Below are 19,230 nucleotides of genomic sequence, written 5' to 3' on the forward strand. Positions count from 1 at the left end.
TCGTTATCATGGCACAGCTTCGCAAGCAGAAAGGAACCCCGTGGCCAGAGACGAGGTGCGACCCGTGATCAAACTCAAGTCCACGGCCGGCACCGGCTACACGTACGTGACCACCAAGAACCGGCGGAACGACCCCGACCGGCTCACCCTGCGCAAGTACGACCCGACCATCCGCCGGCACGTCCTGTTCAGGGAGGAGCGATGAAGAAGGGCGTCCACCCCGGCTACCGCCCGGTCGTCCTCCGCGATCCGGGCGCGTTCCCCACTCACCGCCGCGCCGAGCGGCTCGACCAGCGTCACGGAAGGAACTGATGTCCGCCCACTGCCAGCTCACCGGCCTCAAGCCGGTTTTCGGCAACAACGTCTCCCACTCCCACCGCCGCACCCGGCGCCGCTGGAACCCCAACATCCAGCAGCGCCGCTACTGGCTGCCCAGCGAGGACCGCTTCGTCCGGCTCACCCTCAGTGCCCGCGCGATCAAGACCGTCGACAAGATCGGCGTCGAGGCTGCCGTCGCGCGGATCCGGGCCAGAGGGGAGAAGGTCTGATGGCGAAGAAGAGCAAGATCGCCGCGAACGAGCGGCGCAAGGCCGTCGTCGCCCGCTACGCCGAGCGGCGCGCCGAGCTGAAGGAGCGCATCCGCACCGGCACCCCGCAGGAACGGATCGACGCGGCCCGCGAGCTGGCCCGCCAGCCACGCGACGCCAGCGCCACCCGGGTGCGCAACCGCGACTCCGTCGACGGCCGCCCCCGCGGCCACCTGACCAAGTTCGGGCTCTCCCGGGTGCGCTTCCGCGAGATGGCGCACCGCGGCGAGCTGCCCGGCATCACGAAGGCGAGCTGGTGACCATGGCCGTGCCCAAGCGCAAGACCTCCCGCAGCAACACCCGCCACCGCCGCAGCCAGTGGAAGGCCACCGTCCCCGACCTCGTCCCGATCACCGTCAACGGCAGGGAACTGCTCGTCCCGCGCCGCCTCGTCCGCGCCTACCAGCGCGGGCTGATCGTCGCCGACTGAGGCCACAGGACCGGCCCGCCGCGCCCGGGGACGGCCGGGCGCGGCGATCTGCCCGCGGGTGTGCCGGCGTCGCCGGCCCACCGGCGAGCATGCCGCGGAAGCCGCTGCCGAGCACCACCCGCCAGGCGAGCGCGGCGTCCAGCGGGATGCGCAGGGGGAAGCGGGTCACGGTGACCTGCGTGAGCCCGCGGGCGGCGAGCCAGGCGTGCAGGTCCTCCTCGGTGCCGATCCTGGACGCCGCCTGCCTGCTGGAGGGCGGCTCCACCTGGGCTCGCCGCACGTGCCCGACGGCTTCGCCGAGCAGCCGGCCGAAGCCCTCCATGGCGCCCTGGGCCCAGGTGGTGATGACCAGCCGCCCGCCGGGCCGCAGCAGAGCGGCCAGGCGGGAGACGGAGGCGTCCATGTCGGGCAGGAAGAAGACGCCGTGGACGCACTGCACCACGTCGTAGGCGGGGCCCTCCCAGGCGGTCGCGTCGGCTTGCACGAAGCGCACGTTCTGGAGCCCTTCGGCGGCGGCGCGGCGGCGGCCGTGGGCGAGGAGTTCGCCGGCGAGGTCGATGGCGTCCACGTGGCCGTGCGGCTGGGCGGCCCGCGCGGCGGGGATGGCCGAGGAGCCCGCGCCGGAGCACACGTCCAGCACCCGTTCGCCCGCTCCGATCGCCGCGGCTGTGACCGTGGCCGCGCCGATGCGGTCCCACAGCAGCGGTGAGACCTCGGCGTACTGGACGGCGGCGCTGTCGAAGACGGTGCCGATGCCGGCGGCTGTCATGGGAACCTCCGTCTGGAAGGGGTTGCGGCCGGCGCCCCGGATCCGGCGGTCACAGGGTGCCTTCCGAGGTGAGCTGCCAGCCGCGGGCGCGGACGCGTTCGTGCCAGAAGCGGGCGTACGTGCCGCCGGCGGCGAGCAGGGTGTCGTGGTCGCCGTGTTCGGTGATGCGGCCGCGGTCGAGGACGAGGATGCGGTCGGCGGCGACCACGGTGGACAGGCGGTGGGCGACGACGATGACGGTGCGTTCGCGGGCGAGCTCGGCGATGGCGTCGGCGACGGCGGCCTCGTTGGCCGGGTCGAGGGCGGCGGTGGCCTCGTCCAGCAGCACGATCGGGGCGTCCTTGAGCAGGGCTCGGGCGATCGAGACGCGCTGTCTCTCGCCGCCGGACAGGGTGGAGCCGGCCTCGCCGACGCGGGTGTGCCAGCCGTCGGGCAGGCGTTCGACGACCTCGTCGAGGCGGGCGACGCGGGCGACCCGGTCGAGGTCGGCGTCCGTGGCGTCCGGTGCCGCCATGCGCAGGTTGCCGGCGATCGTGCCCTCGAACAGGTAGACGTCCTGGAAGACCTGCGCGGTCAGCCGGGAGACGCCGGCGCTGCCGAGGTCGCGGACGTCCAGGCCGCCGATGCGGATCGTGCCTTCGGTGACGTCGAAGAAGCGGCCGATCAGCTTGAGCAGGGTGCTCTTGCCCGCGCCCGACGGGCCCACGACGGCGGTGAAGCTGCCGGCGGGGATCGTCACGTCGATGCCGTCGAGCACGGCCGGCCCGTCGTCGTAGCCGAAGCGCACGCCGCGCAGCTCGATGCCGGTGCCGGCCGGCTCGGCGGGTTCGGCCGGCTCGGGCAGGGGCGGCACCGCGAGCAGCGCCCGTACGCGGCCGATGGCGTCGGCGTTGACCTGCACGGTGCCGGCCAGCTCGCCGAGCTGCGAGATCGGGTCGAGCAGGCGCAGCGTGACGATCATCAGGCCGATCATGACCGCGAGCGTCATGGTGCCCTGCAGGGTGAACACGACCGTGAGCGCGATGACGGCGGTGACCACCAGTTGCAGGGCGCCGAAGAACACGATCAGGCCCCAGGCTCCCCGGATGGTGAGCCGCGACTGGGAGCCCTGCTGGCGGACCAGGGACTCCTCCAGGGTGCCGAGCTCGGGCCGGTCGAGCACGCCGTACGCGCGCAGGGCCGGCTGCCGGCGGGCGTACTCGACGATGCGCGAGGCGCTGACGCCGATGTCGTGCTCGTAGTCGTCGTCGTTGCGCCGCACGATCACCATGAGCAGCCGCAGGGCCAGGGCGCACAGCACCGCGCCGGCGGTGAAGGCCAGGCCGATCCGCCAGTCGAGCAGGAAGCTGCCGAGGATCATGGTGGCGGGGGCGGTGAGGCCGATGACGACGTGGCGCAGGAGGTGGGCGGGGATGTTGGCGACGTCCATGGTGCCCTTGCCGAGCATCCGCCCGATGGGGCCGGTACGGTCGCCGCGGAACCAGCCGATCGGCAGCGCGGCGAGGTGGTTGCCGAGGCGCTCGTGGAAGCCGGTCAGCACGTCGGTGCCGACGACGTACCCGAGGGAGGTGCTCCAGGCGAGCAGCGCGTGGTGAGCGGCGACCGCGGCGGTGATCACGCCCGCCCAGAGCCAGAAGCGGCTCCAGTCCACCGGCGCCGTGGTGAGGGCGGCCACGAGCGGGGCCACGGACACGAAGCCCAGCCCCTGCAGCACGCCCTGCCCGGCCTGGGCGGCGAGCATGACGCGCAGGTGGCGCCGCCCGCGCCCGTCGAGCAGCTCGGACAGGTAGCGGATCATGGCGATCATCAGCGGGCCTCCAGCCTCTGTGCGGTCATCGGCGGGACTCCGGCCTCTGCGGGGTCATCGGGGGCCTCCAGCCCCTGCGTGCCGCCTTCGCGGGCGCGCTGGTCGTGCTCCCACAGCCGGGCGTACAGGCCCTGCCGGGCGAGCAGCTCCTCGTGCCGTCCCTGCTCGGCGACGCGGCCCTCGTCCAGCACGACGATCCGGTCGGCGCCGCGGATCGTGCTCAGCCGGTGCGCGATGACCAGCACGGTACGGCCCCGCGCGACCTCGCTCAGCGCGTCCTGGATGCGGGCCTCGTTCTCCGGGTCCGCGCTCGCGGTCGCCTCGTCGAGCACGAGGATGGGCCGGTCGGCGAGGATCGCGCGGGCGACGCACACCCGCTGCTCCTCGCCCCCGGACAGCTCCGCGTCCTCGCCCGCCACCGAGTCCAGGCCGCGCGGCAGCGCGTCCAGGCGGTCGAGGATCTGCGCCTTGGCCGCCGCCGCGCGCACCTCGTCGTCGCCGGCGTCCGGGCGGGCCAGGCGGATGTTGTCGCGGACGCTCATGCGCAGCAGCGCCGAGTCCTGGAAGACGAACGCGACGTGCCGGTACAGCTCGGCCGGGTCGAGGTCGCGCAGGTCGGTCCCGTACAGCTCGACCGAGCCCTGCTGGGGGTCGTCGAACCGGGGCAGCAGCTTGGCCAGGGTGGACTTGCCGGACCCGGACGGGCCGACCAGCGCGGTGACCGTGCCCCGTTCGAGGTCCAGGTCCACGCCGTCGAGCGCGACCGTGTCACCGTACGCGAAGCGGATCCCGCGCATCCGTACCACCGGGCCTGGAGCGGCGGGGTCGGGCACGATCGGGTTCGCCGGGACGGGCAGCTCGGGGGCGGCGAGCACCTCGCGGATGCCGCGCGCCACGCTCAGCGCCGTGACCAGCGGGTGGATCGACATCATGACGGTCATCAGGCCCGCGGTGGTGACGGTCCCGAACACCAGGAACGCGATGAGGCTCGTCAGCGGCAACCACCCGGCGGCGGTGAGGGCGCCGCCCGCGCCCACCATGACGACGAGCACGCTCGGCGGCGACAGCAGGATCTCCGAGATGACCGAGGCCCTGGTCGTCGCCCTCGCCCAGTCGAGGAAGAAGCGGGCGAAATTTCGGGACACCTCCTGGAAGCGGCGGCTGGCCACCCCCGGGGTGCCGAACGCCTTGACCACCCCGATGCCGTTGACGAACTCGACCGCCGCCCCGCTCAGCCGGGTCAGCCACGCCATGAACTCCGGGTACTTCGTCCCCGCCCCGGCCATCGCCCGCTGGTACACGACCAGCCCGGCGACCAGCGGAACCAGGCTGATCAGCGCCATCCGCCAGTCCACGGCGAGCAGGTAGCCGATCGCGACCACCACGGGGACGGCGGCGGCCGTCACCTCCACCACGGAGTGGGCGATGAGCTGGTGCAGCGCGGCGACGTCGTCCTCGACCGTCTTCTTCACGATCCCCGAGTTGCGGTCGGTGAACCAGCCCAGCGGCAGCCTGCGCAGCTTGGCCAGCAGCTCCCGCCGGATCCTGAACGACACCCGGATGTCGGCCAGATGCGTCAGCACCCCCGCGCCGAACGTGCCGAGCTGCTTGACGGCCAGGGCGGCGAGGGCGACCACGATGATCGGCCACACGTCCGTATCCCCGTGGAGCAGGCGCCGGCTGATCTCGACCACCGCGATCAGCGGCGCCATCCCGGCCAGCGCGCTGACGGCGGTCAGAACAGCACACCCGATCAAGGTGGCGCGAGCGGGGGCCAGCACCGAGGGGGCCGTGGAAGCGGACATGCCTCACCCTTCGCGGTCAACGTCCGACAAGTGAGGCAAATGATAATCATTGTCGCAAGATTTCGTAACCCGCCGGAGGTGACCTCTATTCGTACGGCTCCGCCGGCCGCCCGACGGCGGTCACAGCGGTCGCGTTCAGGGCCGGGACCACGTAGTCATCCGGCACCCCGCCCCGCCACGGAACCCAGGTGCCCGTGACCGCCACCCACGTGTCCTCCGCCGGCGCGGCCACCCCCTGGACGGCGACCTCCAGCGCGAGCGCGTCGGCGGCGCAGCAGCGGATCCGCATCCGCGTCAGATGCCAGCCCCTGCCGTCCTCGGCCGGGACGGCGAAACCGATCAGCCTGACCTGCCTGCCGGCCAGCGGCGGCCCCGACCGGGCATAGGCGCGGCCGATGAACTCGCCCAGCGTCAGCTCCGTCACCTCGCCTCCCGCCAAGGCGCCGTAGCCCCCGGTCCGGGCGGGCGCCGGCGAGCCGCCGCTCTGCCTGGCCGCGAAGGCGCCGAGCGCGGGCGGGGCGATCAGCACGATGGCGAACACCGGCACGGCCAGCAACCACGCCACCCGCGGCCCGTGCCGGTGGGCGCCGGGCCGGTCCAGCAGCCCGGCGGCGAAGGACAGCAGGCCGAGAACCACCAGCACCGCACCGGCCCCCACGAGCAGCGGCCGGAAGCCCGGCCTGACGTAGTTGACGTACGTCGTGGAGAACGCGGAGATGCTCAGCACCGTCGCACCCAGGATCAGCAGGACGGCGCCCTGCGCCTGGCGGCTCACAACAGCACCCAGCCCGCCACGAAGCCGGCCGCGATCGCCAGGACCAGCGTGAGCGGCGCGAAACGCCAGGCGAAGGCCCGGCCGAACGTGCCCGCCTGCAAGGAGATGAGCTTCAGGTCCACCATCGGCCCGACCACCAGGAACACCAGCTTGGCCGTGGGGGAGAAGGCCGTGAACGAGGCCGCCACGAACGCGTCGGCCTCCGAACAGATCGACAGCAGCACCGCCAGAAGTGCCAGCACCAGCACCGACACGACCGGCACCCCGGCCACCGCGGTCAGCCAGTCGCGGGGGATGGCCACGTTCAGGGTCGCCGCGGCCAGCGCGCCGACCACCAGGAACCCGCCGGCGTGCAGCAGGTCGTGACGCATCGTGTCCACGAAGGCGCCCGCCCTGCCCTGGCCGGCCTCGACGCTCCGCCGGGGCACCGGCAGCCACGCGGCACGCCCGAACCGGGCCCAGAACCAGCCCGCCAGCACGGCCACGGCCAGCGAGGCGCCGAACCTGGCCACCACCATCGCCGGGTCGTCGGGAAAGGCCACCGCGGTGGCCACCAGCACGATCGGGTTGATCGCCGGGGAGGCCAGCAGGAACGCCAGCGCCGCCGGCGGCGCCACCCCGCGCGCCATCAGCCCGGAGGCCACCGGCACCGACGCGCACTCGCAACCGGGCAGCACCGCTCCCGCCAGGCCCGCCACCGGAACCGCAGCGTAGGTACGCCGGGGCAGCGCCCGCGTCCAGAAAGAGGCGGGCACGAACGCGGTGATGGCCGCCGACAGCGCCACCCCCAGCACCAGGAACGGCAGCGCCTGCACGCACACCGCCACGAACACGGTCGCCCACGTCCGCAGCGCCGGATGCGTCAGGTGCGGCGCGAGCAGGAACCGCCCCGCCACCAGCAGACCCGCGAGAACGAGGAACGCCCACGGAAGCCGGAACCCGCCCGGGGCCCGCCGGTCCGCCGTGCTCGGCTGTGCCATCACCCTCCCCATCCGCACGCAGGCAGACTAGCGCCCCGATGTGCGCGAGTTGTTGATGATGATACGGTCTGCCGGAAATGATTCTCATTTTCTGGAGTGTCCTTGAGATCGTTGCGCGAGTCGCGTTCCCCGGGCTCCGGCGTGGCCTCGTCACCGGCGGTCCCGGAAGCCGGAGACCCACCGATCCGCAGAGCGGCCGTGCCGCTGATCGTCGTGCTGCTGTCCGGCGTCCTCGCGGTGTCGGTGCTGCTCGCGATCGGGCTCGGCGCCGCCGCGGTGCCGCCGGGGGAGACGCTGCGCTTCCTGTGGGCGGCCGTGACCGGCGGCTCCATCACGGCCGAGGAGGTCACCGCGTACCAGATCATCTGGCAGGTGCGGACGCCGCGCGTGCTGCTGGCGGTGCTGGTCGGGGCCGGGCTGAGCGTGGTCGGCGTGGCGATCCAGGCGATGGTGCGCAACGCGCTGGCCGACCCGTTCGTGCTGGGCGTGTCGTCGGGGGCGTCGGCCGGGGCGGTCCTGGTGAGCGCCACCGGCGCGCTCACCGCGCTGGGGATCTACGCGGTCTCGGCCGGCGCGTTCCTCGGCGCGCTGCTCGTCTCCGCCCTGGTCTACCTGGCCTCGCGCGGCGCGGGCGGCCTGACGCCGCTGCGGCTGGTGCTCACCGGCGTGGCGATGGCGTTCGGCTTCCAGGCCGTGATGAGCCTGATCGTGTACTTCGTCCCGGACGGCGAGTCGACGAGCACGGTGCTGTTCTGGTCGATGGGCGGCTTCGGCGCGGCCACGTGGGGGGCGCTGCCGGTCGTGGCGGCCGTCACCGCCGTCACCGTCGTGGTGCTGCGCCGCCTCTCACGCGGCCTGGACGTGCTCGCCCTCGGCGATGAGACGTCGGTGAGCCTCGGCGTGGACACGGTCAGGCTGCGCAAGGGCCTGTTCGTGCTGACGTCGCTGGCCACCGGCGCGATGGTCGCGGTCAGCGGCGCGATCGGCTTCGTCGGGCTGGTCATGCCGCACCTGGTGCGGCTGTGGGCGGGGGCGGCACACGTACGCGTGCTCACCATCGCCCCGCTGGCAGGGGCGATCTTCATGGTCTGGGCGGACCTGGTGTCCAGGACGCTGGTGGCGCCGCGCGAGCTGCCGCTGGGTGTGATCACGGCGCTGGTGGGCGTGCCGGTCTTCGTCGTCCTGCTGCGGCGCCGCGGCTACCTGTTCGGAGGACGCTGATGGCCCGCCTGCTGCTGGACGATCTCTCGGTGTCCATCGACGGCGCCGCCATCGTCAGGGACCTGGCGCTCACCGTCGGGGACGGGGAGGTGGTGGGGCTGGTCGGGCCCAACGGGTCGGGCAAGACGACAGCCCTGCGCTGCGTGTACCGGGCGTTGCGGCCGACGGGCGGCGCGGTGCGGATCGACGGCGAGGAGCTGTCGCGGATGCCGCTGCGCGACAGCGCCCGTGTGATCGCCGCGCTCACCCAGGAGGGGCGGGCGGACCTCGACTTCACGGTGGAGGAGGTCGTCGCCCTCGGCCGCGCCCCCCACCTGCGCGGCAATCAGGCCCTCAGCGCCCGCGAGCGGGAGCTGTGCCGCGCGGCGATGGCCCGGATGGAGGTGCTGCACCTGGCCGGGCGCGGCGTGCTGTCGCTGTCCGGCGGGGAACGGCAGCGCGTCCTCGTCGCCCGGGCGCTCGTCCAGGAGCCGCGGGTGCTGGTGCTCGACGAGCCCACCAACCACCTCGACCTGCACCACCAGATCCGGCTGCTGTCGATGCTCAAGGGCTCGGGGCTGAGCGTGCTCGTCACCCTGCACGACCTCAACCTCGCCGCCTCCGCCTGCGACCGGCTGGCGGTGCTGTCGCGCGGCGCCCTCGTCGCGTGCGGCCCGCCCGCCGAGGTCCTCACCGAGGACCTGCTGCGCGAGGCGTTCGGCGTCGAGGCGAGCGTCGTCCCCCACCCGCTGACCGGAGTGCCGCAGGTCCTCTACGACCTGGGCGCGGCCACGACCACGAAAGGAAACCCCGAGTGAAGAGACCTACCCTCGCCGTGCTCCTGGCGGGCACGCTCCTGCTCGCCGGATGCGGCGCGCAGGTCGAGGGCGGCGGCACCGCCGCGCGCACGGTGACGGTCAAGAGGTGCGGCGAGGACGTCCAGTACACCACGCCCCGCCGGGCCGTCGCCTACGAGGGCGGCAGCGCGGACAAGCTGTTCGCCCTCGGGCTCACCGAGCACGTGCACGGCTACGTCATGCCGCCGGCCAACCCGCCGGTCACGGAGTCGCCCTGGGCCGCCGAGTACGCGAAGGTGAAGCTCCTCAGCGACGACCTGCTGAACCGGGAGCTGGTCGTGGACGCCAAGGCCGACTTCGTCGTCGCCGGCTGGCGCTCCGGCTTCAGCGACCAGCGCGGCATCACCCCCGAGATCCTCGACGGGCTGAAGATCCAGAGCTTCATGCACACCGAGTCGTGCTTCAACTACCCGGGCCACCCCGAGCGGGTGGCGCCGTTCGAAGCCCTCTACACCGACCTCGAACGCCTCGGCAAGATCTTCGGCGTCGAGGACCGGGCCCGGACCTTGATCGACGGTTACCGCAAGCGCGTCGAGGCCGTCCGCGCCCAGGCGCCCGCGGGCGACCCGGCCCCCGTCTTCCTCTACGACTCCGGCACCGACAAGCCGTTCACCGCCGGCAGCCAGGTGCCGCCCACCGACATCATCCGCTTCGCCGGCGGCCGGAACGTGTTCGGCGACCTGGACGCGCGCTGGGGCGAGGTCACCTGGGAGGCCGTGGTCGAGGCCAAGCCGGAGGTGATCATCATCCTGGACTACGGGGACAAGCCCGCGGCCGAGAAGATCAGGTTCTTGAAGGAGTTCCCCACCACCAGCAAGCTGCCCGCCGTGGTCAACGACCGCTTCTACGTCCTGGACTACAACGAGGGCATCAGCGGGCCGCGCAACATCGACGGCCTGGAAGGGTTCGCGAAGTACCTGCGCGAACTCCCGGCGTGAACGGCCGGGCGGCGGCGAACCCGTTCCGGTCCTGCGGAGGAGCCCACCTGTGATCGTACCGATGCCCGCCTCGCCGTCCGCGGCGCGGTCCGTCCTGCGCGAGAGGCCGTTCGTCCGGCTGTGGTGCGGCACCACCGCCTCGGGGCTGGCGACCTGGGCGCTGCCCTTCGTGCTGGGGCTCGCCGTACTGGACCGCGGGCTCACCGCCGCCGGGCTCGGGATCGTGCTGGCCACCCGCACCGTGGGCTTCCTCCTCGCGGTGCCGATCAGCGGAGTCCTGGCCGATCGGTACTCGCGCCGCGCCGTCGTGTGGTGGGCCGGGCTGGCCGCCGCGCTCGCCACCCCGTTCATCGCGCTCGGGCTGGGACGGTCGATCCCGCTCATGGCCGTGGCCGCGGCGATCGTCGGCGCGGGCCAGGGGGCGTGCCGGCCCGCGTTCCAGGCGCTCACGGCCGAAGTCGTGGACGCCGGTCGCCGCCGGCAGGCCAACGCCGCCATGACCCTGGCCGTGCGCGTCACCACCCTCGTCGCGCCGGCGGGCACGGCGTTGCTGGCCGCCGTTCTGGACACCTGGTGGCTGCTGATGGGCACCGGGCTGCTGTGGCTGGCCGCCGCCGTACTGCCGCCCCGGGGCCTGCCCGCCCCGGCCCGCGCGGCGGACGGCGCGCGGTTCTTCGCGGAGTCCGGCGAGGGCGTGCGGTTCTTCACGGAGTTCGGCGAGGGCGTGCGCGAGGCGCGCCGGCACCCGTGGTTCCTCGCCGGGCTGGGCGCGCTGGCCGCCGTCATCTTCACCGGCTACTCGGCCACCGGCGTGGCGCTCCCGCTGGTCAGCCGCGACCGCTACGGCAGCGAGGCGGTCCTGGCGGCGGCGCTCACCGCCTACACCCTCGGCGCCCTCGCCGGCGCGCTGCTCGTGGCCCGCTGGACACCGCGCGCCCAGGGCTGGACCGCGCTCGCCGGCCTGGCCCTGTACGGCTTCGCGCCGCTCAGCCTGCTGCTCCCGGTGCACCCGGCGGTGGTGTTCGCCGCGTACGCGCTGGCCGGGCTGGGCATCGAGGTGTTCAACGTGCCCTGGTTCACCGCCACGCAGCGCGAGGTGGAGCCGCGCCTGCTGGCCCGGGTCTCCTCGCTCGACTTCCTCGTCTCCTACGGCCTGGCCCCTGCCGGCCTCGCCTTCCTCGCCCCGGCCATCGACGCCTTCGGCTGGCAGCCGGTCCTGGCCGGGTGCGCGCTGGTGTGCTTCCTCGCTCCGGCCGCCGCGGCCCTGGCGCCCGGCAGCCGCGGCTTCACCCGGCCGGGGAGGCCCTGAACCGGAGGTCACGTCGGGCGGCTCGGACGCGAACGCCCCCGCCCGGCCACGCGCCGAGCGGGGACGGGAACGTTCAGGTGCGGTATTTGCAGACGATGCGTGAGGTGCCCTTGAAACCGGTCCACTTGCAGGTGCTGTACGCCGGGCTGAGTCGTGGATGCGTCATCGTGGTATGCCCGGAAGTACCCGTCGAACTGTACGACGCGTTCGTGACGTTCGAGTCGGTATAGAGGTGCACGGCCGTCCATGATGCGCTCTCGACGGTGCCTCCCCTGAGCGACAGGTAGGAAGCGCTGGCGCATTCCCGGCCGGAGCCGAGGTCGCGGTAGCAGTACGTGATGAGGGCGGCGTGCGCGGTCCCGGTCGTGGCGGCGAACACCGGAACCGACAGAAGGAACGCCAGAATGAGGGACAGCGGCCTCTTCCGGAGTGACATGGCCTGGCTCCTCGTCTCGGAAGAAGTCATCGCGCCGCGGTGGGCGACAGGTCGGAAAGGGTGAAGGTTCCGCTCGTTCCGGTAACGCTTCGCGGGTCGGCCGCCTCCGCGGCCGGGTCGGACAGCACCAGGTTCGGTGACACCACGGTGTATCCGTCGCCCAGTTGGGCGGCGGGCACGCCGTCCGGCAGGAGATAGGCCTCGCTCGCGCCGGGCGGGCCGGCCACCTGGAGGCCCACGCCCTTTCCGGTGAAGTCGGACGCCTCCGCGCACGAAGCGCCGGCGACGAAGTCGGCCTCCTGGTCACCGATGACCGTGATCAGGCAGAGCCGCCCCTTGGCGTCGACCCCGGACCAGTACGTACTGGCGCCGGAGGAACCGAGGCGCCGGGTCGTGTCCGCGGCGACCAGGTCGCCGACCTCGGTCCCCGCGGAGACGAACGCCGGCAGGTGATCGGCCTCGGTCTGCTGCCGGGACATGAGAGACAGCTGCTCGATCGGGGCTTTCGAGGTCGCGGTGCCGGCCTGCGCCGTGACGACGAGGAAAAGGCCGATCGCCGCGGCCCCGGCCGCGGCGGCGGCAGTCAGGATCAACGGTTTTCTCATGACGAAAATCCTCTCTCTCCTGCTTTCCCGGCTACGCGGCGACGCGTGATTCGCATTTCAGGTTGTGGTTTACGCGCGAGCCGCCGAGTATCCATTTGCAGCCGCTACGGCCATAGTTGTAGCGCGGGTGACTGAGCACGACGGTTCCGCTCACGCTGTTGGCGGTGGCATACAGGCCGCCGTCAGCACCGTTGTAGGTGTTCGCATAGATGCGGAAGAGGCTGCCGGCGATGCTGGTCCGGCCGCCTTTCCTGGGGCCCATCAGTGAATGGAGGTAGAGGGTGCCTCCCCTGGCCGCACTGTTCTTGTAGGTGGTGTAGTAGTCGGCGTACGCGGCGGCGGGAGTCACGGCTATCGTCGCGCCGACGACCGCGACCACCATGAGACCGGATCTGAGTTTCATGGGTTCCCTTCCAGCAGAGGGTCTGAAGAGCTCTGCCGCGCCCTGATTATGAATCTGACCGGAATATTGACGGCACATTTCTGGTACACGGCGATCGCGATTCACGGCGGACACGGGGGAGCCCCGCCGATGGGTGTCTCCCAGGACGGATCTGGTGACGGTGCTGCTCGGCCTCGCGTTCGCGACCACGCTCGTGTCGCAGTTCCTGTCGTACGGCGGCGCCTTGCAGCTCCGGCCCCAGGCCCATCGTCCAGGCGCTGTCCCTGGGGCAGGGCCCGGCCGTCGCGCCGCCGGGTGGTGCCCCAGGCCTGTCGCGCAGACGGGCTTCCGGGACGTGCCGGTGTTGTCGGGTCGGCGTTCGGCACCTGGACGCTCTACATCGGGGTCGCCTCGGCCGTTGGGGGAGGTCTGCCCGCGGTGCCCGAGCTGTGGACCGGTGCGCCGATCGTCGCCGGGCTGATCGGGCTCGCGCTCGGTGTGCTGTTCCGGTCAGGGCGGGCCGGTTGTGCGCCGGCCGGACAGGACGTCGATCCGCTCGCCGGTCTCGGCGCCGATCAGGACGGTGGCGTACCGGTGGTGGCAGGGGCGGTGCGGCGGGCCGAGACCCCGCTGCACCGCCCCGCCGTCAGGCGTCCGGGGCCAGCTCAGCGGCGTGATCGGCCGCCCACGGCGCGAGCGTCCGGCCCTTCCTTCCGGTTACCTGCTCGAACGTGGGCGAGAGCGCCGGGGGCTCCTCCGCGTACTCGGCCTGGTAACCCAGGACGCGTACGCCCGGCCCGCACGATCGGATCTTGCTCCTCGCCGGATGACGGGTCATGCCGGTCCCGGTACTCGGCGGCGCCAGAGAAGGTCCAGCGGCCCACCGGCTCCACCAGGTTCCCGAAACGTGAAGCGACCTCCGCGACGTCCGGAATCCGGGTCCAGGAGGCACAGGTGTCGCCGCGTAGCTCGACATGGGTGTCGAGCAGTTCCCGGTAGTGATCGAGCGCTTCGCCGGTCATCGTTGATCGTTCACCGCAGTTCTGGAAGATCAGGGGAAAGCGTGGAGCCGGCGATCCGGTCCGGGAGCCGTGCGGCCAGGTGGTCGGCCAGCTCGCTGATCCGCCGGGGCACGTGGACGTCGTCGGACAGGAGCGCGTAGATGTCGGCGGGCGGGGTCGGCACCCCGGGCAGCACGCGCACCAGGGCGCCGCTCTGCAGGTGGGACCGGATCTGCCATTCCGATCGCATGATCACCCCGCGGCCCTGCAGTGCCCAGCCGGTCACGATGTCCCCGTCGTTGCTGGACAGCCGGCCGTGCACGCGGATCTGGCGCGGGTTCCCGGCGTCGCCGAAGCGCCACAGGGCGAAGTCGCCCTCGTTCTCGCGGAGCACGATGCAGTCGTGGTCGGCCAGGTCCTCCACGCGTTCGGGCGTTCCGCTCCGTTCCAGGTAGGAGGGGGCGGCGCAGGGAACCCGGCGGTTCTCCGCCAGCCGGCGCATCCGCAGGGAGGAGTCCGGGGGCGTTCCGACGTGGACGGCCAGGTCGAACTCGCGACGGTGCGGCCGCAGGGGCAGGGCCGTCGTACGGAGCTGCACGTTCAGCCGGGGATGCCGGGCGGTGAACTCGCCGAGCAGCGGCGCGACGTGCGCGCGTCCGAGGCCCAGGGTCGCCTGGACCACGATGGAGCCCCGCAGGTCGCCGGAGCGGTGGGTGACCAGGTCCTCGAGCTCGCGGACCTGGTCGAGGATCGTCTCCAGGCGCGCGGCGTAGACCTCCCCCTCGGGGGTCAGCGCGAGCCGGCGCGGGCCGCGGTGCACCAGACGCACGTCGAGCCGGCGCTCCAGGGCGCCGAGGCGCTTGCTGACCACGGGCAGGGAGCAGCCCAGCTCGCGGGCGGCCGCGGTGAGCGATTCGCTGGAGGCGACCACCTGGAAGAAGCGGAGGTCGTCCATCGAGGTGGTCACCGCGTCGCGGCACGGCGGCCGTGGCGCCGTCGTCTTTCCATGAGCGAAAGGATAGGTTGCTCCAGACGTGCTTGCCGCGGCGTTCTCCGCCGTCGAAGGTGGAGGCGCACCCGCCCGCCGGGCCGGGTGCGCGCACTGTCGACGAGGCCGGAGGAGCGCCTGTGTCCCACCGTTACCGCATCGCGGTCATCCCGGGCGACGGCATCGGAGGTGAGGTCGTCCCGGAAGGGCTGCGGTGCCTGCGCGCCGCCGCGCGGGCTCACGGATTCGAGCTGGAGACCGTCGAGTTCGGGTTCGCCTGCGCCGACTACTGGGTGCGGCACGGCGAGATGCTGCCGCCGGACTGGCGGGAGGTGCTCGGCGGGTTCGACGCGATCTTCTTCGGCGCGGTCGGGTGGCCCGAGGTCGTGCCCGACCACGTGTCGCTGTGGGGCAGCCTGCTGAAGTTCCGCCGCGAGTTCGACCAGTACGTCAACCTGCGGCCGGTACGGCTGCTGCGCGGAGTGCGCAGCCCGCTGCGTGACCGGCGGCCGGGCGACATCGACTTCCTGGTCGTCCGCGAGAACACCGAGGGCGAGTACTCGAACATCGGGGGCCGGATCTTCGAGGGCACCGACCGCGAGACGGTCGTGCAGGAGACCGTGATGACCAGGACCGGCGTGGACCGGGTGCTGCGGTACGCGTTCGAGCTGGCCCGCTCCCGGCCACGCAGGCACCTGACGTGGGCGACCAAGAGCAACGGCATCTCCATCACGATGCCGTACTGGGACGAGCGCGCGGCCCTGATGGCCGAGCGGTACCCGGACGTGGCCGCGGACAAGGACCACGTCGACATCCTCGCGGCGAAGTTCGTCCTGCGCCCCGAGCAGTACGACGTCGTCGTCGCGAGCAACCTCTTCGGGGACATCCTCTCTGACCTCGGGCCGGCGTGCGCGGGGACGATCGGGATCGCCCCGAGCGCCAACATCAACCCGGACCGCACCTGGCCGAGCCTGTTCGAGCCGGTCCACGGCTCGGCTCCCGACATCGCCGGACGCGGGATCGCCAACCCGGTCGGCCAGATCTGGAGCGGTGCCATGATGCTCGACCACCTGGGAGAGCCCGCCGCGGCGGCGCGGATCGTGGCCGCGATCGAGACCGTGCTCGACGAGCAGCCGGAGGTGCTCACCCCCGACCTCGGCGGCTCCGGGACGACCGCGGGCCTCGGCACGGCGATCGCCGCCGAGATCGCGACCGGAGCATCCAGGGGACGCGGTCCGCGACCGGAGGACGCGCCGGCCTGACCGGTAGGCGCGGTCCTTCAGGGCTGGGCGGGGGCCGTCGCCGGGGTCGTGGGTGCGGCGAGCAGGTCCCCGAGCCCGCCACGTGCGTCCTCGATCACCAGCGCCTCGGCCGCCGCCGGGTCGCGCGCCCGCAACGCCCGGACGAGCGCGCGATGGCTCGTGTAGCGGTGCAGGCCGAACTCGGCGTCGTGGCTGATCCGCTCGATCAGCCTGGCCCGTCGCTCCGGCCACGAGAACACCCTGGTCTGGTCGAGCAGGCGCACGAGGACCGGGTTGCCGGCGCACGACTCGACGACCTCGTTGAAGCGCTGCATGGCGTCGAGCAGCCGGCCGAGGTGCCGTGACAGCTCCTGCCCGGCCTTCTGGCGCTGCTTGATGAGGATCAGCAGGTCGTCGGCCTCGTCGAGGACGGCGTCGAGCTGGTCCAGCTGCTCTGGGGACGCGTGCCGGGCGGCGAAGCGGGCCACCATCCCGCGCAGGGCCACCTCGACCTCGGCGAGGTCCTGGATGGCGACGTCGCCGAACGTGGCCACCTGCACCGTCCGCGGGCCCGTCCGCTCGAGCAGGCCGTCCTGCTCCAGGCGCCGGATGGCCTCGCGGACCGGCGTGGGGCTGACCGACAACCGCTCGGCGAGCCCCCGTTCGGTGACCTTCTGGCCGGGACGCAGCTCTCCGATCGTGATCGCGTCGCGGATGGCGCGGTACGCGCGGTCGGCCAGGGTGTCGGCCGTCCGGCCCCTCAACGTCTCATCCGCCATGTGATCAGTCTATCTGCCATGGCAAACCTCCATTGCAACTATTGACTGTGTTGCTATAGCAAACCTACTGTGGTGCGCGCCACAACGGCGGATTGAAGGGAAGGTGTCCATGTCCACGACGATGAGCGGGCAGCCCACGCGAGCGGGACGCGTCACCTTCCTCGTCTCCCTGGCGGTCTTCGCGCAGGAGTCGACCTGGAACCTCTACGACTCGCAGGTGCCGCCGCTGCTCCGCGAGCACCTCGGCAGCGCCGCGCTCATCGGCCTGCTCATGGGGATGGACAACCTGCTCGGCATCTTCATCCAGCCGTGGATGGGCAACCGGTCGGACAACACCCGCACGTCGTGGGGGAGACGGATCCCGTACCTCGTCGCCGGGATGCCGCTGGCGGCGCTGCTGTTCCTCGCCATCCCGTACGCCGCGGGCGCGTTACCCCTGCTGGTCGTGGTGATGTTCGCCTACGCGCTGGTCGCCAACTCGTTCAAGCCCATCGCCGAGTCCCTGCTTCCCGACTTCATCCCGCCGCAGCGCCGGAGCAGGGCCAACGCGGCGGTCAAGATCGCGTCGAGCCTCACGGTGATGGCCGCGGCGCTGATCAGCATCTTCCTGATCGACGACTTCCCGAGACTGTCGTTCGCGATTCCCTCCGTCCTGATGGTGGCGTCCGTGGTCCTGCTCGCCGCGAAGCTGCGGGACAGCCGGTCCCCGGCCTACCGGACGGCACTGGAGGAGGACCGGCGGCGGCAGGGCACGGCGTCGGCGAACGCGCGGGTGCGGGTCAGGGACGTCGTGCTCGACATCGTGCGCGACCCGGACCGCAGCAGGTTGTTGCTCATCGTGTCCATCCTCCTGTTCGGCGGTGCGTGGGCCGCCTCCCGGGCGCTCGTCACGCCGTACGGCATGGAGGTGCTGGGCCTGTCCCGCGGCGAGGCGGGCGGGCTGACCCTGCCCAGCGGGGTGGCCTTCATCGTGGCGGCCTACCCGGTGGCGGTGCTCGCGGAGCGCTTCGGCCGGCTGCGCGTGATGATGGCCGGGATGGCGGTGTTCGCGGCCGGCCTGGTGCTCGGCACCGTGATCCAGACGCCCACCGGCGTGGTGGCCGGCCTGTGCGTCGCGGCGGCGGGCGCGTCCTCGTTCCTGGTCAACGCGGTCGTCGTGCTGTGGAACCTCTCCCCGTCCGACGGAGTGGTGGGGACCTACACCGGGCTCTACACCGTCGGATGGGTGGGAGGCGGCTTCCTCGGCCCGGCGGTGGTCGGCGGCATGGTCGACCTGACGAGCTGGTCCCTGCTGATGATCCACGTCGCGATCATCGCGGTCGTCGCGGTGCTGACGGTCGCGCGCGTCAGCGTCCTGCAGCGACGCTCCTCCTCCGGACGTGCGCTGTGACGGCGGCCCGCGTGCTGATCACCACGGACTACCTCCGCCCCGGCGACGAGGTCGACGAGTTCCTGAGGCTCTCCGGGCTGGAGACCGACCACCTGCCCATGACCGGCCGGCGCGACCCCGAACAGCTCGTGGCGGCGCTCGCCGGGATCGACGCCGCGCTGGTGGCCAACGAACCGCTGACAGCCGGCGTCCTCGCCCGCGCGCCGGGGCTCAGGGCCATCGTGCGGACAGGCGTCGGCTACGACTCGATCGACGTCGCCGCCGCGGCCCGGCTGGGGATCAGCGTGAGCAACCTGCCCGGCATCAACGCCAACGCCGTCGCCGAGTACACCATGGGCCTGCTGCTCGCGGGCGCCCGCCGTCTCGTGCAGTCCGCACACGGCGTGGCCCAGGGCGCCTGGCCGCGTGCGGACGGACGCGAACTGCGTGGATCGACCCTCGGGCTCATCGGCTACGGCGCGTCGGCGCGGGCGCTCGTGCCGCTGGCCCGCGCCTTCGGCATGAGCGTGATCTGCTCCACCCGGGTACCGGCGCGGCTGCGCGACGATCCCTCGGTCGCGTTCGTCGGCCTGCACGAACTGCTCGCCACCGCCGACTACGTCTCGGTGCACACCTCGCTCACGGAACGCACCCGAGGACTGCTCGGCGAGGCGGCGTTCGAGCGGATGAAGCCGACCGCGCTGCTGGTCAACACGGCGCGTGGCCCCATCGTCGACGAGGACGCGCTCGTCGCCGCCGTGCGGGCGGGACAGATCGCGGGCGCCGCACTCGACGTCGTGAGCGAGGAGCCGCTCCCGCCCGGCAGCCCGTTGCGCGGCGTCGAAGGCATCGTCGTCTACTCCCACCTGGCCGGGCAGACCGCCGAAGCCCGCGCCGCCGCAGGGCGCCGGGGGGCCGAGGAGCTCGTGGCGGCGCTCGAAGGCCGGGCACGGTTCCGGGTGAACTGACACC

General features: G+C 72.6%; 23 protein-coding genes. 11 read left to right on the top strand and 12 right to left on the bottom strand.

The window, feature by feature from the left end:
• Positions 1 to 40: 40 nt before the first annotated feature.
• From rpmG to rpmF, 4 genes are all read left to right on the top strand, one after another.
• Complete coding sequence (rpmG, locus tag HD593_RS25970; RefSeq protein ID WP_185104700.1) at positions 41 to 205, top strand: 50S ribosomal protein L33; 165 nt, start codon at positions 41 to 43, stop codon at positions 203 to 205.
• Between the two features lie 106 nt (positions 206 to 311).
• Entirely contained in the window at positions 312 to 548 is a 237-nt protein-coding gene (rpmB, locus tag HD593_RS25975) for a 50S ribosomal protein L28 (protein ID WP_185104701.1), read from the top strand.
• Positions 548 to 847, top strand: coding sequence for a 30S ribosomal protein S14 (rpsN, locus tag HD593_RS25980; protein ID WP_185104702.1), 300 nt, complete (start codon positions 548 to 550; stop codon positions 845 to 847). Before rpmB ends, rpsN begins: the two co-directional genes overlap by 1 nt.
• Before the next feature lie 2 nt (positions 848 to 849).
• Positions 850 to 1,017: a 50S ribosomal protein L32 gene (gene rpmF / locus HD593_RS25985; protein WP_185112120.1), complete on the top strand. Its 168-nt coding sequence runs from the start codon at positions 850 to 852 to the stop codon at positions 1,015 to 1,017.
• Here the strand turns inward: rpmF and HD593_RS25990 are convergent.
• The 5 genes from HD593_RS25990 to HD593_RS26010 form a co-directional block, all read right to left on the bottom strand.
• Positions 944 to 1,786, bottom strand: a complete 843-nt coding sequence (locus HD593_RS25990) for a class I SAM-dependent methyltransferase (RefSeq protein WP_185104703.1) — start codon at positions 1,784 to 1,786, stop codon at positions 944 to 946. The two genes, rpmF and HD593_RS25990, sit on opposite strands and share 74 nt — an antisense overlap.
• 49 nt (positions 1,787 to 1,835) lie before the next feature.
• On the bottom strand, positions 1,836 to 3,593 hold the full coding sequence (locus HD593_RS25995; RefSeq protein WP_185104704.1) for an ABC transporter ATP-binding protein: 1,758 nt from the start codon (positions 3,591 to 3,593) through the stop codon (positions 1,836 to 1,838).
• Entirely contained in the window at positions 3,593 to 5,398 is a 1,806-nt protein-coding gene (locus HD593_RS26000) for an ABC transporter ATP-binding protein (protein WP_221524961.1), read from the bottom strand. The genes HD593_RS25995 and HD593_RS26000 overlap by 1 nt, the downstream gene beginning before the upstream one ends.
• Before the next feature lie 85 nt (positions 5,399 to 5,483).
• The gene (locus tag HD593_RS26005) at positions 5,484 to 6,173 is read right to left on the bottom strand and encodes a TIGR03943 family putative permease subunit (protein ID WP_185104705.1); all 690 of its coding nucleotides are present in this window, start codon (positions 6,171 to 6,173) and stop codon (positions 5,484 to 5,486) included.
• Entirely contained in the window at positions 6,170 to 7,153 is a 984-nt protein-coding gene (locus HD593_RS26010; RefSeq protein WP_246546724.1) for a permease, read from the bottom strand. The genes HD593_RS26005 and HD593_RS26010 overlap by 4 nt, the downstream gene beginning before the upstream one ends.
• 183 nt (positions 7,154 to 7,336) lie before the next feature.
• Between HD593_RS26010 and HD593_RS26015 the strand changes: the two genes are divergently transcribed.
• The 4 genes from HD593_RS26015 (at position 7,337) to HD593_RS26030 (ending at position 11,457) form a co-directional block, all read left to right on the top strand.
• On the top strand, positions 7,337 to 8,374 hold the full coding sequence (locus tag HD593_RS26015; protein WP_425262873.1) for a FecCD family ABC transporter permease: 1,038 nt from the start codon (positions 7,337 to 7,339) through the stop codon (positions 8,372 to 8,374).
• Entirely contained in the window at positions 8,374 to 9,171 is a 798-nt protein-coding gene (locus HD593_RS26020) for an ABC transporter ATP-binding protein (protein WP_185104706.1), read from the top strand. The genes HD593_RS26015 and HD593_RS26020 overlap by 1 nt, the downstream gene beginning before the upstream one ends.
• Positions 9,168 to 10,148, top strand: coding sequence for an ABC transporter substrate-binding protein (locus HD593_RS26025; protein ID WP_185104707.1), 981 nt, complete (start codon positions 9,168 to 9,170; stop codon positions 10,146 to 10,148). Before HD593_RS26020 ends, HD593_RS26025 begins: the two co-directional genes overlap by 4 nt.
• A gap of 61 nt (positions 10,149 to 10,209) precedes the next feature.
• Entirely contained in the window at positions 10,210 to 11,457 is a 1,248-nt protein-coding gene (locus tag HD593_RS26030) for an MFS transporter (protein ID WP_185112124.1), read from the top strand.
• A gap of 73 nt (positions 11,458 to 11,530) precedes the next feature.
• Here HD593_RS26030 and HD593_RS26035 read toward each other — a convergent pair whose 3' ends face one another.
• The 6 genes from HD593_RS26035 to HD593_RS26055 all read right to left on the bottom strand — a co-directional run bounded on the left by HD593_RS26035 (position 11,531) and on the right by HD593_RS26055 (position 14,836).
• Complete coding sequence (locus tag HD593_RS26035; RefSeq protein ID WP_185104708.1) at positions 11,531 to 11,893, bottom strand: hypothetical protein; 363 nt, start codon at positions 11,891 to 11,893, stop codon at positions 11,531 to 11,533.
• 26 nt (positions 11,894 to 11,919) lie between these two features.
• Entirely contained in the window at positions 11,920 to 12,498 is a 579-nt protein-coding gene (locus tag HD593_RS26040) for a hypothetical protein (RefSeq protein ID WP_185104709.1), read from the bottom strand.
• 31 nt (positions 12,499 to 12,529) lie between these two features.
• Positions 12,530 to 12,901: a hypothetical protein gene (locus HD593_RS26045; RefSeq protein WP_185104710.1), complete on the bottom strand. Its 372-nt coding sequence runs from the start codon at positions 12,899 to 12,901 to the stop codon at positions 12,530 to 12,532.
• A 489-nt stretch (positions 12,902 to 13,390) separates the two neighbouring features.
• Positions 13,391 to 13,516: a hypothetical protein gene (locus HD593_RS63585; protein WP_281402473.1), complete on the bottom strand. Its 126-nt coding sequence runs from the start codon at positions 13,514 to 13,516 to the stop codon at positions 13,391 to 13,393.
• 10 nt (positions 13,517 to 13,526) lie between these two features.
• The gene (locus HD593_RS26050) at positions 13,527 to 13,718 is read right to left on the bottom strand and encodes a hypothetical protein (RefSeq protein WP_185104711.1); all 192 of its coding nucleotides are present in this window, start codon (positions 13,716 to 13,718) and stop codon (positions 13,527 to 13,529) included.
• 194 nt (positions 13,719 to 13,912) lie between these two features.
• Positions 13,913 to 14,836: a LysR family transcriptional regulator gene (locus tag HD593_RS26055; RefSeq protein ID WP_185104712.1), complete on the bottom strand. Its 924-nt coding sequence runs from the start codon at positions 14,834 to 14,836 to the stop codon at positions 13,913 to 13,915.
• A 173-nt stretch (positions 14,837 to 15,009) separates the two neighbouring features.
• On the opposite strand from HD593_RS26055, the gene HD593_RS26060 reads away from it, so the two are divergent.
• Complete coding sequence (locus tag HD593_RS26060) at positions 15,010 to 16,131, top strand: tartrate dehydrogenase (protein ID WP_185104713.1); 1,122 nt, start codon at positions 15,010 to 15,012, stop codon at positions 16,129 to 16,131.
• Between the two features lie 17 nt (positions 16,132 to 16,148).
• Here HD593_RS26060 and HD593_RS26065 read toward each other — a convergent pair whose 3' ends face one another.
• On the bottom strand, positions 16,149 to 16,889 hold the full coding sequence (locus HD593_RS26065; RefSeq protein ID WP_185104714.1) for a GntR family transcriptional regulator: 741 nt from the start codon (positions 16,887 to 16,889) through the stop codon (positions 16,149 to 16,151).
• A gap of 109 nt (positions 16,890 to 16,998) precedes the next feature.
• On the opposite strand from HD593_RS26065, the gene HD593_RS26070 reads away from it, so the two are divergent.
• Positions 16,999 to 18,279 (top strand): MFS transporter, encoded by a 1,281-nt coding sequence (locus HD593_RS26070; protein WP_185104715.1) that lies wholly within the window; start codon positions 16,999 to 17,001, stop codon positions 18,277 to 18,279.
• A gap of 11 nt (positions 18,280 to 18,290) precedes the next feature.
• A complete protein-coding gene (locus HD593_RS26075) occupies positions 18,291 to 19,226 on the top strand; it encodes an NAD(P)-dependent oxidoreductase (RefSeq protein WP_221524963.1) in 936 nt (311 codons plus the stop codon).
• The last annotated feature ends 4 nt before the right edge of the window (positions 19,227 to 19,230 follow it).

The sequence above is a fragment of the Nonomuraea rubra genome, from assembly GCF_014207985.1.
Lineage (GTDB): Bacteria > Actinomycetota > Actinomycetes > Streptosporangiales > Streptosporangiaceae > Nonomuraea > Nonomuraea rubra.